The 17,447-nt window shown below is 42.6% G+C and carries 14 protein-coding genes; all 14 read right to left on the bottom strand.

Annotation, left to right across the window (positions count from 1 at the left end; all coding sequences use genetic code 11):
* Positions 1–20 precede the first annotated feature (20 nt).
* A complete protein-coding gene (locus CU633_RS03875; RefSeq protein ID WP_101658418.1) occupies positions 21–1,316 on the bottom strand; it encodes an arsenic transporter in 1,296 nt (431 codons plus the stop codon).
* Between the two features lie 16 nt (positions 1,317–1,332).
* Positions 1,333–1,671 carry an ArsR/SmtB family transcription factor gene (locus CU633_RS03870; RefSeq protein WP_101658417.1) on the bottom strand — a complete coding sequence of 113 codons (339 nt, stop codon included), beginning with the start codon at positions 1,669–1,671 and terminating at the stop codon, positions 1,333–1,335.
* A gap of 260 nt (positions 1,672–1,931) precedes the next feature.
* Positions 1,932–3,287, bottom strand: a complete 1,356-nt coding sequence (locus CU633_RS03865) for an aspartate aminotransferase family protein (RefSeq protein ID WP_101658416.1) — start codon at positions 3,285–3,287, stop codon at positions 1,932–1,934.
* A 23-nt stretch (positions 3,288–3,310) separates the two neighbouring features.
* Positions 3,311–4,777, bottom strand: a complete 1,467-nt coding sequence (locus CU633_RS03860; RefSeq protein WP_101658415.1) for a CoA-acylating methylmalonate-semialdehyde dehydrogenase — start codon at positions 4,775–4,777, stop codon at positions 3,311–3,313.
* A 157-nt stretch (positions 4,778–4,934) separates the two neighbouring features.
* On the bottom strand, positions 4,935–6,569 hold the full coding sequence (locus CU633_RS03855) for a PucR family transcriptional regulator (protein ID WP_101658414.1): 1,635 nt from the start codon (positions 6,567–6,569) through the stop codon (positions 4,935–4,937).
* 87 nt (positions 6,570–6,656) lie between these two features.
* Positions 6,657–6,890 (bottom strand): hypothetical protein, encoded by a 234-nt coding sequence (locus CU633_RS03850; RefSeq protein ID WP_101658413.1) that lies wholly within the window; start codon positions 6,888–6,890, stop codon positions 6,657–6,659.
* A gap of 47 nt (positions 6,891–6,937) precedes the next feature.
* The gene (locus CU633_RS03845) at positions 6,938–7,156 is read right to left on the bottom strand and encodes a hypothetical protein (protein ID WP_101658412.1); all 219 of its coding nucleotides are present in this window, start codon (positions 7,154–7,156) and stop codon (positions 6,938–6,940) included.
* Positions 7,157–7,191: 35 nt separating this feature from the next.
* The gene (locus CU633_RS03840) at positions 7,192–8,664 is read right to left on the bottom strand and encodes an NCS1 family transporter (RefSeq protein ID WP_101658411.1); all 1,473 of its coding nucleotides are present in this window, start codon (positions 8,662–8,664) and stop codon (positions 7,192–7,194) included.
* Positions 8,665–8,814: 150 nt separating this feature from the next.
* Positions 8,815–10,233: a dihydropyrimidinase gene (hydA, locus tag CU633_RS03835; protein ID WP_101658410.1), complete on the bottom strand. Its 1,419-nt coding sequence runs from the start codon at positions 10,231–10,233 to the stop codon at positions 8,815–8,817.
* Positions 10,234–10,259: 26 nt separating this feature from the next.
* A complete protein-coding gene (gene preA, locus CU633_RS03830; protein ID WP_101658409.1) occupies positions 10,260–11,537 on the bottom strand; it encodes an NAD-dependent dihydropyrimidine dehydrogenase subunit PreA in 1,278 nt (425 codons plus the stop codon).
* Positions 11,538–11,654: 117 nt separating this feature from the next.
* Entirely contained in the window at positions 11,655–13,022 is a 1,368-nt protein-coding gene (locus CU633_RS03825) for an NAD(P)-dependent oxidoreductase (RefSeq protein ID WP_180954845.1), read from the bottom strand.
* Positions 13,023–13,114: 92 nt separating this feature from the next.
* Positions 13,115–14,005: a nitrilase-related carbon-nitrogen hydrolase gene (locus CU633_RS03820; protein WP_101658408.1), complete on the bottom strand. Its 891-nt coding sequence runs from the start codon at positions 14,003–14,005 to the stop codon at positions 13,115–13,117.
* A gap of 585 nt (positions 14,006–14,590) precedes the next feature.
* On the bottom strand, positions 14,591–15,403 hold the full coding sequence (gene zupT / locus CU633_RS03815) for a zinc transporter ZupT (RefSeq protein ID WP_101658488.1): 813 nt from the start codon (positions 15,401–15,403) through the stop codon (positions 14,591–14,593).
* Positions 15,404–15,770: 367 nt separating this feature from the next.
* Complete coding sequence (locus tag CU633_RS03810) at positions 15,771–17,420, bottom strand: DUF4127 family protein (RefSeq protein ID WP_101658407.1); 1,650 nt, start codon at positions 17,418–17,420, stop codon at positions 15,771–15,773.
* Positions 17,421–17,447 lie beyond the last annotated feature (27 nt).

The raw sequence follows: 17,447 nt of genomic DNA, 5'->3' as shown, positions 1-17,447 counted from the left end.
TTCCTTAGTTTATTAACTGGTTAAATTATGAGTAACCATAGGTACAAGCCTAATAATGTGATAAATAATACCGGAATGGTTAAGACGATTCCCGTTTTAAAATAGGTGCCCCAAGATATTTTGACACCCTTCTGCGATAGAACATGCAACCACAGCAAGGTTGCCAGAGAACCAATAGGTGTAATCTTAGGACCTAAATCTGACCCAATAACATTTGCATAAATAAGCGCTTCTTTCATTGTCCCCGCAGCTGTAGTATCTGCGATAGCGAGGGCATCAATCATGACGGTAGGCATGTTATTCATGACCGAAGAAAGAATTGCCGCAATGAAGCCCATCAACATCGTACCGGCAAATAACCCTTCGTCAACCCCAATTTGAATGACATCGGCAAGGATGGTTGTCAGCCCGGCGTTACGGAGACCATAAACAACCACATACATTCCGATTGAGAAAAAGACGATTGCCCATGGAGCGCCTTTTAAGACTTGCTTCGTATTGACTGCCGGGCTCTTTCTTGCCATAAATAAAAAGAAAATCGCGATAAGGCCGGCAATGATTGAGGCAGGTATATTGAAGAACTCACTGGCAAAATAGCCAACCAATAATACAGCTAATACTCCCCATGACAGGCGAAACATTTTTTTATCGCGAATCGCGTCGACTGGTCTTTTCAAATCATTCAAGTCATATCGCCTTGGAATGCTTTTTCTAAAATAAAGAAATAAAACTACAATGCTGGCTACTAGTGAAAACAAGTTTGGAACGATCATTCGGGAAGCATATTCACTAAAACCAATCCCGAAAAAGTCTGCCGAAACAATATTCACCAGGTTACTGACGACTAAAGGTAAAGACGTTGTATCAGCTATAAAACCACTTGCAATGATAAATGGGAAAACCATTTTCTCATCGAAATTTAATGCTCTTACCATTGCTAAAACGATCGGCGTTAATATTAGTGCTGCTCCATCGTTCGCAAAAAATGCCGCTACAATCGCTCCCAGTATCGATACACAGACAAACATTTTGACTCCATCACCTTTAGCTACTCTAGCCATATGAAGTGCAGACCATTCAAAAAATCCTATTTCATCAAGAATCAAGGAAATGATGATAATCGCAATAAAGGCAAGTGTTGCGTTCCAAACAATGTTCGTTACATCGAGAACATCCTGAAAATCAACGACTCCAACGATAAGGGCTAGAATCGCTCCTCCACACGCAGACCACCCGATCGATAAATTTTTCGGCTGCCAGATGACAAGTACAAGCGTCACTAAAAAAATGACGGATGCTAAAACAATCTGTAACATTGGTTGCTATCCTCCATTAATCACATGAAATTCTCAATCCTTGCTGGTCTAACCAAATGAATTTTTCTTCCTGATTCGGAATGTGCTTTAACACATCCTGAACCAAAGGGAAAAAAGCATTTTCACGATTTAAGGAATAAAAAATCCATTGTCCTTTTCTGTTTTCTCTTACTAAGCCGGCATCCTTCAATTTTCGTAAATGCTGGCTGATGGCGGGCTGTGACATTTTATAGATCTCAACAAACTCACAAACACAGCATTCATCAATCATAAGCAGGCCTAACATCGATAGGCGTGTTTTGTCACCTAAAAGCTTGAGGATGCTGGCATTTTCTTCTAAAGATCTGTCGCCCATGGCTGTCCTCCTTCATAAGAATATAAGAACTTACTTATATAATAAAACACTTATATTTAGAAAACAACAAATAAATAATTTTCATAGGACCAAAGTACGGTTGCACTGCCAAGAAAAACGGGGCTGTCTAAAAAGTCCATATTAAGTAAAATGCACTCAAATTAAAAACCCAAGAATGTTGATTTAACAGCATTCTTGGGTTTTACTTTTTTAAGGCTTCGGCTGAAATACCACTTTTGGGACAGCCCCGTTTTTAATAGTTAGCTGATTTTGTTAAGGGCGGCCGTAAGCGTCCTGATTAAAAACTGCAAGTCTTCCTGTTCGATGTTTAATGGCGGTGATAATGTTAATACATTATTGTACCCTGCGACTGTGGTGCCGTTTTTGCCGATTAATAAACCGGAATTTTTGCAGTCGGCAATGACTTCATTTACAAGAGCATTGTCCAGCGGTTCCTTCGAGTCTTTGTCTTTCACTAATTCAATTCCAATCAATAGTCCCTTCCCGCGGACATCGCCGACATAAGGATGGTTTTGCAGCAGATTGGTTAATTCATTCAAAACCTTTTCCCCCAGATCCCGGGAGCGCTCAAACAATTTTTCCTCTTTCATAATCTCAAGATTTTTGATCGCCAAGGCACAGGCAGCCGGATTTCCACCGAACGTACTGACGTGACGGAAAAAATTATATTCATCGGCGCTCTTGAAAGCTTCGTAGATTTCTTTTCTTACAGCCGTTGCCGAAAGCGGTAAATAAGCACTTGTAATTCCTTTTGCCATTGTAATGATGTCGGGTTTTACCCCATAGTTCATAAATCCAAATGCTTTTCCGGTCCGGCCAAAACCGCAAATGACTTCATCTGCTATCAGAAGTGCCCCATGTTTTTCACAAATCTCTTTCGCGGCCTGCATATAACCTTCGTGCGGAACAAGGACCCCCCCTCCAGTAATAATCGGCTCCATAATCATCGCAGCAATTGTTTCGCTCAGCTCCCACGTCATCACCCGGTCAATCTCCTTTACAGAAGCCAGTTCATGAGCATCAGAAACGTTGCAATTATCCCGGTATGAATCCGGTGGAGATACATGGATAAAGCCTGGGGAGAGCGGCTCGTATTTGTATTTTCGTTGTGCCTGGCCTGTTGCAGCTAGAGCTCCCATTGAGTTGCCGTGGTAGCCGCGGTAGCGGGAAATAATTTTATAGCGGTTATGGTCCCCGTTCTGCTGATGATATTGACGGGCGATTTTAAAAGCGGTTTCGTTTGCCTCAGAGCCGCTGTTTGAGAAAAAAATAACGTACTCATCTTCGAGAATTTCATTTAACTTTTCTGCCAGTTTAATAGCTGGAACATGGCTGTTTGTAAGCGGAAAATAAGCCATTTCCTTCAGCTGTTCATAAGCCGCGTCAGCAAGCTCTGTTCTTCCGTAGCCAACATTTACACACCATAAGCCTGCCATTGCATCTAAATAGCGCTTTCCCTCTGCATCGGTGATCCATGACCCTTCAGCTTTAGCAGCGACGATTGTGGCCTTGGGATTGTAAGGCTTCATCGAATGCCAAACGTATTTTTCGTCGTGCTCCAATAATTGATCCTGGGATTGACTCGTTTGAACCATGCATATGCTCCTTTCTCTCTGCTTTAAAAATCAAATCGGGATGTGATCATTTTTTTGCGCGTATAGAAGTTTAAACCGTCCTTTCCATTTACATGGAGATCTCCATAGAACGAATCTTTCCAGCCGGAGAATGGAAAAAAGGCCATCGTTGCCGGAACTCCAACATTAATGCCGAGCATGCCAGCATCAGCTTGTTCGCGAAACTTTCGGATTGCTTTTGCATTGTTTGTATAAATGGTTGCGCCGTTGCCGTATCTTGATTTTCTGATGTATTCCAAACCTTGATTCAAATCATCGGCGCGGAGAATACTTAGTACTGGCGCGAAAATTTCATCCTTTGCGATTGTCATTTCCGGCCGGACATGATCGAAAATAGTCGGTCCTAAAAAATTTCCTTTAGCAAAAACATTCATTTCCTTGCGTCCATCGCGGATAAGCTCGGCGCCCTCAGCTATTCCCTTTTCAATATAGCCAAGCACTTTATCCCGATGCTGTTTCCGGATCACCGGAGTAAGTAAAACCTCATCATCCATGCCATTTCCGACGATTAATTCGTCGGCTTGTTTTTTTAAGGCATCTATAAAACGATCATTATCGCCGACTACGATCACCGCGCTGCACGCCATACACCGCTGTCCGGCACTTCCGAACGTCGAGCTGATGATATGCTGGACTGCCTTATCCATATTCGCATCCGGCATGACGATATGGTGATTTTTCGCCCCTGAAAGAGCCTGGACCCGCTTTCCTTCAGCGGCTGCCCGTTCATATACATATTTGGCAACCGGTTGTGAGCCAACGAAAGAGATAGCGGCAACATCCTCATGATCGAGCAATCCATTGACAACATCATGGGCTCCATGAACAACATTTAAAACACCCGGAGGAGCTCCCGCTTCCGTAAACAACTCTGCAAGCTTGTTGGCGAGAATCGGTGTTCGTTCAGAAGGCTTCAACACAAACGTATTCCCACAGGCAATCGCTAACGGAAACATCCAGAGCGGCACCATCATCGGAAAGTTAAACGGAGTAATCCCTGCTACTACACCCAGCGGATAACGAAACATTTCTGAATCCATGTCTTCCGCAATACCTGATATTGTTTCTCCCATTACTAGTGTAGGTGCTCCTGCCGCAAATTCGACACACTCGATCCCGCGTTGCACTTCTCCATGTGCTTCCTTATATGCCTTGCCATTCTCCTCGACAATCAACCTGGCCAGTTCTTCATGGTTTTCGGTTAATAGATAATGATATTTAAATAGAATTCTTGCTCTTTTCGGCACAGGTACGTTTTTCCATGAAGTGAATGCGTTCTTTGCTGCGGAAACGGCAAGATTTACATCTTCCTTTGTGGAGAGCGGAACTTTTGTCAATAGCTCGTTTGTAGCCGGGTTCGGCACCTCGAGCGCTTGCTTGCTCGTTGCATGTATCCACTCCCCATTAATATAGTTTTTGAGCACAGATGTATCATTTGTTGTGATGCTCATCTTTTGACCTCCTTTTTATTTTAATGAACGGCACGTCCCTCTTCTTGTGCGCAAAGAAATACTCCTTATATCCATTATCGCGAAACTGTAAAACGCATTCATTAGACATTTTGTAAGAACTGTGACAGAATTTCTTCCACATTTTGCACAGTAAAACTTATGTGTGAACAGATGACGAATCAATCAACTTGAGATCCTGGTTTGGCTCTGAAGGGGTTAAATAATCTTTTACAAGAAGCATAAACTCGATGGCTACCCGTTTTTCATGGTCCATAAAATCTTCCCCGAGAAGGTTTTCAAGCTTCTGGAGACGATGGTATAAGGTTTGCCGCACGATGAAGAGCTGTTTCGACGTTTCTTGCTTTGAACCATTGCATTCTAAATAGGTTTTTAAGGTTTCGAGAAGTTTTCCATTATATTTTTCGTCATATTCGATAACCGGCTGCAAATATTCCATGACAAGCTCTTGTAAATCAATATGTTTACTCATCAAAGCAATGAGACGATACAGATGTAAATCTTCGTAAAAATGGTGAATTTCGCCCATCGTCATCCTGTGCTGGATGTTGAACGTTTCTTTAGCCGTGTAATAGCTCTTATGCAGATCGCATAAGTTATTAATAAACTTGCCGGCCGCAATAAAAATTTTTCCCGAATTTTGTTTTCTCATAAACTCACAATCTTTAATCGAGTTAATAGCGTTTGTAATGCGTTCTTTCAAATTCCCTTTTGTCCTGTTATTCAATAGGATGAAGATGACTTCATTTCTTTTTTCGACTGAAAATACAGCACAGCCATACTGTTCAAAAACAGAGCGGAACAAAAGCTTTAAATAAGTAATATCCTGACTCGTTTCCTTTACTTTCATAAGCTTTGTGATTAAAACTACTGCATCATTTGTCTTTGCTTTAATACCGTGTTCGATCAAGTATTCAGTAATGCTTTCGATTGGATGTTCACCTTCAAGCCATCCATTAAGCCATTCAAATTCTTCCGCCCGCTTCTTTTCTTCCACATAGAGGTCCCTTAATAAATGTTGGGCTAACGCGGTTGATGTTCGATCTAAAATTAACAAATCGAATTCACTGATCGGAAGCTCTCTTGAATAGATATATAATTCAGCATATTCCTGGCCAAACAAATAAATCGGGGCAAATGCAAAATGATCAGAAGGCAGTGTATCCGCTTCATGAAGTGAGCGAATGATCGAGCTTTGCTCCTGGCTGCTGATATTGGGAACGAATTCATATTCCTGATCCTTCAGGCGAAAAATGATTTGGACATCTAAAGCTGAAAATATAATTTGCAGAATATCTTCATACGTTTCCATCGTAAGCAACCGTTTATTCAAGCTTTGTGAATAGTTCTCCAAATCGGATATCATCCGATATTGTTGATTAATTAGAACCGAATGGATGTCATGGGTGATTTCAACAAAAGGAACCTCTTGTTGAAAAATAATAATAGGAAATTGATGCTGGTTGGCAATATCGATGACTTCCCTTGGTAATTCTGTGATATAGGTTCCGATCTCGACGCATAAACCGGCGGCATTGTTTTCCAATAGCTGCTTGAGCATGGAAATAAACAGGTTTTCGTCCTCTTGCCAGGCTATTCCGGTTGATAAAATAAGTTCATGCCCATTTAAGAGATTGCGAATATTGGTTACTTCGACAACATGCACCCATTTAACAATTCGATGAATTCCCTCTTGTCCGGCTATTACAATCGCCTTTTCGAAGTGTTTTCGACTTAAAATATCCTCAACCTTCAGTTGGAAATGTTCTTTCATCGGACAGCGCCCCCATTATCGGAATTTCTTTCAATATCACCGATAAAAAGGATTGGAGGGTTGATCCAATCCTTCTCTTATAATTGGTTAATGAATGAGCGGGAGGTATCTTTGGATTTCTTTTAACATCGACTCAAATTGTTCTTTGTCCGTAAAATCGTCTGAGCCCCAATTGTTGAGAATCCATGCTGCTAATTCCTCTGCAGAATTGAACACTTCCCCGCTTGAGTCTGATTTCCTTATTGTATAGCGTCCGTTGTCTTCATCGATTGTCACTTCGCACGGGAAGGCATTGTCCTTTGCTTTCAAAAAGAATTCCACAATTTTCTCTCTCCTTTTTGAAACATATTAGTAAACAACTTGATTACTTAATCGGCTGCTTTTTGTTGTTGAATGAGAAGGCTTGAAAAGTACTTTCGCGCATTTGCTGTTCCAATAAGCAGGGTCTCACACTTATGTTCTTCTGGATGGATGAAATCAACCAAAGCCCCATCCAGGTTTTCAAGTACGCTGTTGATCCGATAGCCCTTGTGAATGAGAAAATCGATTTTGTCTCTTTCATCGAGAAATTGTTGATGTTCAGACATAAATCCCCCTCCGTGGTTTGGCTTTTAAAAAATGACTAATCCAGCGTGACATTTGTCGGAATCTCATGCAACACCGGCACGAATTCTTCCTCTTCGATAATCCAATCCCGTCCGACTGAAATTCCCAGATATTTTTCATCGCTTGGATCTTCAATCTCGGCCTGTTTATATTTTTTGAACCACCAGAATTTTGCGAGTATATAGTAGATGGCGCCACCAACTAAAAATCCGGCCAAAAACCCATAGCTTGGTACGAAATAGGAAGCAACAGCGCCAATGATCCAGGCAATGAATCCGGCCAAGTTTATCCCGCCCATATATTTATACTGGCCCTGGCTTTCAAATAACTCTGGAACATTTACCCGCCGCTTGCGGAGCAAATAATAGTCAGCAAACAGAATACCAACAATGGCTGACAATATCCCGCCGACGAATAAAAGAAAGGGAATAATGATCGCAAATAAATTCCATGGCTGTACGATTGAGCCGACAATTCCCGCCGTGATAACGCCAGCCCAGAATGGAAACTTCGGTCCGCCGACGTTTGAGAAAATGGTAGCAGCGGGAACGACATTGGCTGCCGTATTGGTCGACCATTGGGCCAGAACGATCATTAACAGCAAAACAGCAAGGATAAAACCGCCTGCTGCCTCTTGAAGAGCCGCAACCGGATCGTAGTTTAATACTGCGATATATGAAATCGCACCAATAATGATCATAAAGGTTTGTGTCAATGGCATCGCAACGAGATTTCCGATTAACGATCCTTTATTCCTTTTAAACCAGTTCTTTTCATTGACTGGTGCCTTGATAAAGCGGGAAATGGATGGAATATCGGCACTCAGCGTTGCCCAAAAGCCCATATTGCTGAAAATGACGACTAAAAAAGCTGTAAAAGCATCACTGCCGGTAACAGGATTTTCCGCCCAGCTCCAAACGTCCCGTCCTTGGGAAGCAGCAGTATCAGATAATGATACGTACATCCAAACCGAGATTAAGATGATCATCGGTGCTGCTAAATCGGCAAAGCGCTCGATTGACTTAATACCGAGAGCCGTATTGATCAATTGGACAATCGCAAAAATGAGATAACAAATAAACCAGTTGTCAAAACCAATTAAAATATCCAATATGCCATTCATCGCTGTCGCACCGAAGTAAGTGTTTATCCCAAACCACATTGAAGCCGTAATGCCGCGCGTGACGGAAGGGATATGGGTGCCGATTGTCCCAAACGGTGCTCTCATATAAACCGGAAATGACAATCCGTGCTCAATCCCAATATCGGCGATTAAAGAAATAAATAAGCCGATTGCGAGGCAGCCAATAACAGTGGCAATGATCACCAACGGCAAAGGCAATGTCATCACGCCGGAACCGCCAATCGCAAACGTCGCCAGCACGACAACCATCCCCACCCACATAAAAGAAAAACCTAATGAAGTGATGTTCCGGTCTTTTTGCTGAATAGGAAACAAATCCGGTGATTTCAAGTGGCTTTTTTTCATATCATCTCTCCTTTTTCGGTTGAAATTAACAGAGAATCCAGACTATATTTCATAAACCGAATAACGTTGATGGATATCGACCAGGAGATAAAAGTGGCTTGTTTGTCTTCAACAAATGAATGCAGGAGTACTCCAATGAAGGTTGGTGTGTTAAATCGATTGCATTTCAGGTCGATAGAGTGCATTGTTCAACGAATATTTATCCCTTTTCAAATAGATGCCGGATCCGGGCTTGCCGACAAATTGTTTGTTTCGGATGACGAATTCGCCTTTTGATAGCACCGAAACTGGTTCCCCGTAAACCTTCATGCCTTCAAACGCATTATAGTCCACGGCCATATGGTGGGTTTCCGCAGAAATCGTCCGTTCCACATTTGGATCGAAAATGACAATATCAGCATCAGTTCCAACGGCAATCGTCCCTTTTTTCGGGAATAACCCGAATAGCTTGGCAATTCGAGTCGATGTAATATCAACAAATTGATTTAAAGTAATGCGCCCCTTCTTAACGCCCTCAGAGAATAAAATTGAGATTCTGTCTTCAATAATCGGGCCACCATTCGGTATTTTTGTAAAATCATTTCTTCCCAGGTCCTTTTGCCCTTTAAAGTCGAATGAACATTGATCCGATCCGAGCGTTTGCAGCTGTCCATTTTTTAGCGCATTCCAGAGGACGTCCTGGTTCCATTTCTCCCTTAACGGAGGTGACCATACATATTTGGCCCCTTCAAAATTTGGCTTTTCTAAATAGCTTTGATCGAGGACCAAATATTGCGGGCAGGTTTCTCCCCAAATATCAAAGCCTTTACTGCGGGCTTCGGCGATTTTTTCGACCGCTTCCGCACATGAAACATGAACGACATATAACTGCGAATTGGCGAGTCCTGCGAGCTGCACAGCGCGCCCTGTTGCCTCTCCCTCCACTTCAGGGGGGCGTGTTAAGGCATGATAGATTGGGTCCGTGTTTCCTTCGGCGATTGCCTTTTTGGTTAAATAATCGATGACATCACCATTCTCGGCATGAACCATCACGAGTGCACCGAGTTCTTTAGCTGCAAGGAGAGTTCGGAACAGTGTTTCGTCATCGGCCTGGAACACATTTTTGTATGCCATAAATACTTTAAATGATGTAATTCCCTCTTCTTCTATCACCTGCGGAAGCTCACCCAGGACATGTTCATTGATTTCACCGATCATTAGGTGGAAACCATAATCAATAACAGCTTTCTCTTTTGACTTCGCGTGCCACGTTTGGATTGCATTTCTTAACGGTTCCCCTTTGTTCGTCAAGCAAAAATCAATTATGGTAGTCGTTCCGCCAAAAGCAGCTGCGATTGTCCCCGTCTCAAAATCGTCTTTTGTCACCGTACCGCCAAATGGCATATCAAGGTGGGTATGCGGATCGATTCCGCCTGGAATGACAAAACAACCGTTCGCATCAATGATTTCAGCTTCGGGAGAGGATATGCTTGAACCGATCGTCGAAATTTTTCCATCCTCGATTAAAATTTCCGCCTGAAATGTATCTGATGCTGTCACGATGCTGCCGTTTTTGATGATTTTTTTCATTTTCGATTTCCTCCCTGACAAGTTTTCTACAATTGCTTCACACTTTGAGCCAGACTAAGGGCTGCCTGACGCTCATTCCAAGTCATTGGCGGCTGTTCATAAGGAACCTCGATCATGTCAATCGCGCCATCAACCGGACAGACAATCGAGCATAAGTTGCACCCGACACAATCTTCTTCCCGTACTTTTAAATAGCTTTTACCGCTCGTATCCGTTAACATGTCAATGCATTGATGGGATGTATCTTCACAGGCAATATGGCACTTATTGCAATTGATGCAAACCTCTGTGTTTATCCGCGCCACAATATTGTAATTAAGGTCCAGATTTCCCCAGTCCGAATATCTTGGTACAGTTTTTCCAACAAGCTCTGATACAGAGGAAATTCCTTTCTCATTTAAGTAGTGATCCAGTCCTTCGACCATATCTTCAATAATCCGAAATCCGTGGTGCATTGCTGCCGTACAAATCTGCACCCCTGTTGCACCCATGAGCATAAATTCAACGGCATTTTGCCAGTTCGAGATTCCGCCGATTCCTGAAATCGGGACATTGATTCTTGGATTGCGGGCACATTCGGCCACCATGCTTAATGCAATTGGCTTAACAGCAGGGCCGCAATATCCGCCATGGGCCCCTTTTCCGGCGACATGCGGTATCGTATTCCAGGAGTCAAGATCAACACCAGCCAGGCTATTGATCGTGTTGATCATACTGACTGCATCTGCTCCCCCGTTGACTGCTGCCTCTGCAGTCACGGTGATGTCCGTAATATTCGGCGTCAATTTCACGATAACCGGGGTTTTAGCCGCTTCTTTAACCCAATATGTCTGCTTCTCAACCAGTTCCGGCACCTGCCCGGAAGCAGAGCCCATCCCGCGCTCTGCCATCCCATGTGGACAGCCGAAGTTTAATTCCAGTCCATCAACGCCGACATCCTCGACACGCTTGACAATTTCATGCCATTTTTCCTGCTTCGGCTCAACCATTAACGATGCCACAACTGCATGATTGGGAAACCGTTTTTTAGTCTCATAAATTTCTTTTAAATTCACATCCAACGGCCGATCCGTGATTAGTTCAATGTTGTTAAACCCGGCTACCTTTTGCCCATTAAAACTGACAGCAGCGAACCGTGATGTAACATTTAATATCGGATCGCCCAATGTTTTCCATACTGCCCCGCCCCAGCCTGCTTCAAAGGCTCTTTGAACCTGATAGCCGGAATTGGTTGGAGGGGCTGAGGCAAGCCAGAATGGATTGGGTGACCGAATTCCAGCAAGATTAATACTTAAATCTGCCATCTCTTTCTCTCCCTTTTTCGTGGAATAAAAGATTCTTTTTACTATGTTTCCAGATGATTTACTTTGAGAAATGAGGCATTTTGGATCGATTAGAGAAATGTTCGTAACTGAATGTACCTAAGCCGTTTCGACAGCCATAAGCTGCATGTGAATGGAGTAGGCTGTTTCTTTTCCTTGCTGGGCAGCCGTTACGACCATTGCTTCTCCTTTTCCTTTGCCAAAAACGATGTCACCGCAAGCAAATATTTTAGGATTTGAAGTTTGAAAGGTTTCTTGATTGACTTGGACGACGCCGTTTTCATGGCGAAGGCCGAACGATTCGATCAACTGCAAATGTCTTGATTGGCCAATTGCTTTAATAACCGCATCAGCCGGAATGATATATTCGGAGCCGCTGACCGGAACCGGTCTCCGGCGTCCGTCTGGCTCAGGCTCACCAAGCTTCATTTTGATGCACTCGATTCCGGTTACCTTCCCATTCTCATCGGCGATGATTCTTTTTGGTGCGGTTAACCAGCGAAACTCGACGCCATCCTGCTTGGCAAATTCATATTCAAAATCATAAGCCGACATCTCCTCTTCGGTTCTCCGATAGAGGATTTTTACGTTTTCAGCCCCGAGCCGGACCGAGCATGTGGCCGCATCGATTGCTGTATTTCCGGCACCGATCACAACTGCACGCTTTCCGATAAAGTCCTTTGATAACTGGCCGCTTTTCGTCGCCTTTACGAACTCGATTGCATCGAATACTCCATCTGCGTTTTCACCTTCAATGTTGAGGTTTGGAACATTCGCCATTCCGGCAGCGAGGATAATAAAGTCGAAATTTTCAGTTAAATAATCCGCTGAAACATCCCTGCCGACCATCGTATTCGTTCGAATTTTTACATTTAGTTTTTGAACTTGTTCAACTTCCCAGAAGGAAATCGACTGTGGCAGACGGAACGAAACGATTCCAAACGTATTTAAACCTCCCGCTTTTTCTGCTGCTTCGAAGATCGTTACGTCATAGCCCAATCTGGCAAGCTCCCTGGCAGCAGATAATCCTGCTGGACCTCCTCCAACCACGGCGACCGTCCTGCCATTTGCTTTTCCTGGCTGAAAAAGGGTTTGTTCATTTTGAATCGCCCAATCTGTTGCGTATCGTTGCAGGCTTCCGATCATGATCGGCTTTGTTGAATCATTTAAAACGCATGCCCCTTCACAAAGCTCTTCGGTGGGACAAACCCGGGCGCAGCTTGCGCCAATTGGATTAGAAAGCATGATCGTTTTAGCGGAACCCAGTAAATTTCCGGAGCTGATTTTTTTAATAAACGCAGGAATATCAATCCCGGTCGGGCAAGCCTTTATGCAGGGAGCGTCATAACAATACAGGCATCGATTCGACTCTTCAATCGCTTCCTGATGGGTCAGGCCTGGTTCAACTTCTTGGAAGTTCTGTTCAAGATCGGTCCAGGATATACGCTGCTTTTTTGCAGTAGCCAATGAGAAGCCCTCCTTTTCTCAATCTTTCCAATCACGAATAAATTCCAAAGGGGCCAGTCAGCTGACCCCAGCGGTTTTCAAGTTCCCTTTTCTCAAGGGAGTAAAGCTGTCATTTCTCCGTATGTCTCAGGGCGGCGATCCCGATAAAACTGCCATGTGTCGCGAACTTCACGAATCAGTTTCTTATTCATTTCACCGATAATCACTTCATCCTTGTCCCGGCTTGCGATCGCGACAAAATTCCCTCTTGGGTCAACTAAATAGGACTGTCCATAAAATTCGCCCATCTTCCATGGTGATTCATAGCCAACACGGTTGATTGCACCCAGGTAGTAGCCGTTTGCCACCGCATGTGCCGGCTGCTCCAGCTTCCATAAATATTCGGACAGGCCGGCCACCGTAGCAGAAGGGTTAAAGACGATTTCGGCTCCATTTAAACCTAGCAATCTTGCACCCTCCGGGAAGTGGCGATCATAGCAAATATATACTCCAACCTTGGCAAATGCAGTATCGAATACAGGATAGCCGAGGTTTCCAGGTTTAAAATAAAACTTTTCCCAAAACCCGTATCCGTCATTTCCAACCCCTACATGAGGAATATGCTGTTTTCGATATTTCCCAAGGTAAGACCCATCAGCATCGATCACGGCAGCTGCGTTATAGTAAGTAGCAATCCCTTCCCTTTCATAGATCGGCAGGATAATCACGACACCGAGTTGCCTGGCCAGTTCCCTGAACAAGCTCGTCGTCGGTCCATTCGGGATTTCTTCGGCTGAATCATACCATTTCGTATTTTGCTCGGAACAGAAATACGGTCCATAAAAAATCTCCTGCAAGCAAATGATTTGGGCCCCTTTTCTGGCAGCTTCTTTAACCAGCTTAAGATGTTTTTCAATCGCCTTTTCCTTATGAACCTCCACCGGTTCGTTTCCATCTACTTCGTGAGATGCCTGAATCAATCCGATTTTAACGTTATCTGACATCGTTTCGCCCCCTAATCATTGAAATCACCTCTAAGCTTGAATTACACGGTAAAATTGAATTCCTCCTTCCTGGTTTTGGATTTTATCAGAAAATTCTGCATCTTATTTTTATTTTACAGATGGTAATAAAGCATTTCATTATACAACCTGTAAAATGATGCAAGCATTTGTTTAACCAATATGTAAGATGTATAACTCAATGAGTTTGAAAGGCTGGTGTATTTTCTTTTGGGCGAAGAAGAAGGTGCGGACGGCACAACATGCAGGATAAACTTTCTTGTACATTTTTCTGAATCTTTAACCAATTTAACATAAGTAAACAGAAAAATTTGTCAAAATTAATTTGAAACGCTCTTTTCTTTTAAGAGACAAACAACAGAAAATGCTTTTATGTGAACCCTTTCCACATTGCAGATGAAAAAGCTTTCAAACTTCGATATGAATGAAAAATACAGTAAATGATATCGAAAAAAAGTTCTCGACAGTTCTTACTAATTTTGGCGAATAATTTTGAAACGGTTTTTGGAAGTGAGCAATAGAAAAAAAGCGTACTCCACTATTTGGATGTACGCTTTTTCCTTATTTTTAAATAAACAACAGCAAGCTGATTGCCATGACCGCCATCCCGCCGACCATCCCATAGATGGATAAGTGTGCCTCATCGTATTTTTTGGCGGCTGGCAATAGTTCATCAACGGATATAAAAACCATTATTCCAGCAACAGCGGCGAAGATAACCCCGAACATGATATCATTCAGAAACGGCATTAAGATGAAGTAAGCGACAATCGCTCCGACTGGCTCTGACAATCCAGACAAGAATGAAAGCTTAAATGCTTTTTTCTTATCTCCTGTTGCAAAGTAAACCGGGACAGATACAGCAATTCCTTCAGGAATATTATGAATCGCGATCGCGATGGCAATCGCAATCCCAAGTCCAGGATTTTGCAAGGCCGAAGTAAACGTAGCAATTCCTTCCGGGAAGTTATGGATCGCAATGGCAAGGGCTGTAAATGTTCCCATCTTTAATAACTGTGGATCGCCGTTTACAGTCTTTTCTTGTTTATTCATATCCTCGACTTTCTTAAGCTCGTGCGGGTTTCCTTGTTTGGGAATAAACTTGTCAATCATCGCAATTAACAGAATTCCGCCAAAGAAACCGGCAACCGTCGTCCAATTTCCCAGCTCAACTCCTAAAGAGCCGACAAGTGCGTCCTTTGCTTTCACAAAAATCTCAATCATCGATACATAAATCATTACCCCTGCAGAAAAACCGAGTGCCAATGATAAAAATTTCGTATTTGTAGTCGATGTGAAAAAGGCGAGAACACTTCCGATTCCTGTTGCCAGCCCAGCCATTAAAGTCAGACCAAATGCCAATAACACATTTTCAGCCATCATCTCTTCTCTCCCTCACTTTGATGTCTTGAAATTTTTTTTTGAAGCTGTTTAAGGTTTTTTCATATGAAGTCTCATTTGAGTTGCGCGACGGCTTCTTATGAATTAAATGTATGCTTTAAGGAAAGGAAAGTTTCCTATGGGAAACATTTTACACCTAAGGAAACTTGGGCGTCAACTGCTTTATTTTTAACCTGGTAATTTTCATTATTGACTTATGGGCCGTTTTTTATTGATAAGACACAAATATCACCTGACGCTAAGCATTAAAAAAAGAAGAGGCTGGAATTGACCTCTTCCTTATCATTGTCTTGACACCTGAAGAAATTTCAAACTAAATACAAGCTTGAAATACGCGCCCCTGTACTTAATCTAATTCGATCTCAGGTTCTAGCTCTGCTTCAAATATTCTTGGCCAAGGGAGTTTTACGTGTACATCTGCCAATGAGGTAATTTTTTTATAGAAATCTTTGTTTCCCCTTGAACCGATGTATACTCTTTTTCCATCAAAATGTTGATACCATTTTTCTGTTTCAGCAGTTAACTGCTCAATCACAAAGTTGTTCACTGGTTCATATTTGTTTCCAAGATCCCACTCACTGGCACCGATTTGCTTGATAAATTCTCTTGCCGCAGGATGAACAACGTTTTTATAGCCTTGATCCTTTGCAAATCTGTGCAGCAAGAATTCATAATGTGCTGTTGCTGCCCGGTCGTATACAGGCACTCCAAATCCGGACTTTTGTTCAACAAAGGAGTAACGTGCAGCAGCATGACCTACAGTAATTCCAAGGGCATTTCCAGCAGTATTCCATCCACTATAGGAAAGCAGCTTTGTAAGGTCAACTTTTTCCGCAAGCCTATTTACGAAAGCTTCGTCTGCCTTATTAACAATGAGTACATCTCCAATCGCCACTTGTTTTCCGCTTGTTATTAATGTCTGGATTCTACTAACCATTTTGTCAATGTCCTGATCTCTAAAAGCATTATTTGGTGAAGGAGTATTCAGAATTAAATGGATATCAGCATTTTGTTCATCTTGGGTAATCGTAGCTCCAGCAGCAGTAATATGTTTCCTTACATTATAGTCGAATGTCGTATCTTCAAATGGTGCAATCCAATCTTTTCCGTCAATACCACCATATTCGATATAGAAGGAAGGAGAATTGTGGAATAACTGATTAACAAAGCGAGAGACTAAAACAACTCCTACTTCATCAGCACCGGGAAAAACAGCAACTTTTTCTTGTGCATTTACTTCTTTTACTTTTTCGAGGAGACTTTCTCTTTCAGCTCGATGAAGTCCATACGGAGCCGCATCATCTTGTGACAATATTAAATAGTCAATGTAATCCTGGTCTGCCCAGTCGATCATCAACTTGTTAATAAAGTGATTTCTTTCTCTGGCCTTTTTATAGTCTTGCAGGACTGAAGGTGGAATAATCGACTCCAATTCATCGAGTCTTTCTTTGCCTGGCATTCCTAAATTAACAACTTTATCGTATAATATAGCCCACTCGCTAATTTGCGAATAATACTTTAAGTACTCTTCACTGATTGCCGTAACGGCTAGTCTTTGAATGGTATCGAACACATAGACCGGCTTTTCAGGATACATTTCCTTTAATTTTTTGATTACCTGGATATCTGCTGTCGCATCTTCGAGTGATTTTGTGCCGGTCCGGGAAGCGACTAATCCGCCATATGCTAGCATACTGGTGGAAATAACAAATCCATCCGCTTCCTTTCCATGTTCTAACAACCACTGACCGATCCGTTGGCCATTGCCTGGTGATGTGAAAGATCCAATCATTTCTTTTGGCGGGATGACAACCTCTATTCCAGCAGATTTCCCAACTTGCCGGGGAAAATAAGTATTAGCTGGCCGATCATCTAACGGAACTAATACAACAGTAGCTAATGGTTTTTTTATTTGCGTTGCCTCTATTTTCCCTAAAGAACTAAATATTAAAAGAACTGCTAATGCTATCGATAAAATCCCCTTGCAGTATTTCATATATTTACCTCCTCGATATTTCCTTAA

The sequence above is a fragment of the Bacillus sp. V3-13 genome, assembly GCF_002860165.1.
Classification (GTDB): Bacteria; Bacillota; Bacilli; order Bacillales; family Cytobacillaceae; genus Bacillus_BJ.
This window is presented reverse-complemented; position numbering and strand designations above follow the sequence as displayed.